The sequence below is a fragment of the Streptomyces sp. DH12 genome (assembly GCF_020873895.1).
In the GTDB taxonomy this organism is placed as follows: Bacteria; Actinomycetota; Actinomycetes; order Streptomycetales; family Streptomycetaceae; genus Streptomyces.
Map to the genome: position 1 here is coordinate 1 of NZ_JAHWGT010001042.1, position 455 is coordinate 455.

Here is a 455-nt window from a genome sequence, read left to right on the forward strand (position 1 = left end):
GCCGCACCCCCGAGGAGATCGCCGCGCTCGCCCGCGCCGCCGGGCTGGACTTCGTCAACGCCAGCGACCACAACACCCACTCCGCGCACGCCCACTGGGCCGAGGCGGCGGGCGACGACCTGCTGGTGCTGCTCGGCGAGGAGGTCACCACCCGCAACGGGCACGTGGTGGCGCTCGGCACCGACCCCGGCACCTTCGTCGACTGGCGCTACCGGGCCCGCGACAACCGCTTCGGCCGGTTCGCCCGGCAGATCCGCCGGGCCGGCGGCCTGGTCGTCCCCGCCCATCCGCACGCAGCCTGCATCGGCTGCAACTGGAAGTTCGGCTTCGGCGAGGCCGACGCGGTCGAGGTGTGGAACGGCCCCTGGACGCCCGACGACGAGGTGGCGCTGGCCGACTGGGACGGCACACTGGTCGCGTCCGTGCGGGACGGCCGCGACTGGATTCCGGCCATG

1 protein-coding gene is annotated in these 455 nt (G+C 74.7%); it reads left to right on the top strand.

Going from position 1 to position 455, the window contains the following annotated elements; genetic code table 11:
- Positions 1 to 455: CehA/McbA family metallohydrolase (locus tag LPA54_RS38405; RefSeq protein WP_228985007.1), on the top strand; the 455-nt coding region annotated here is incomplete at both ends.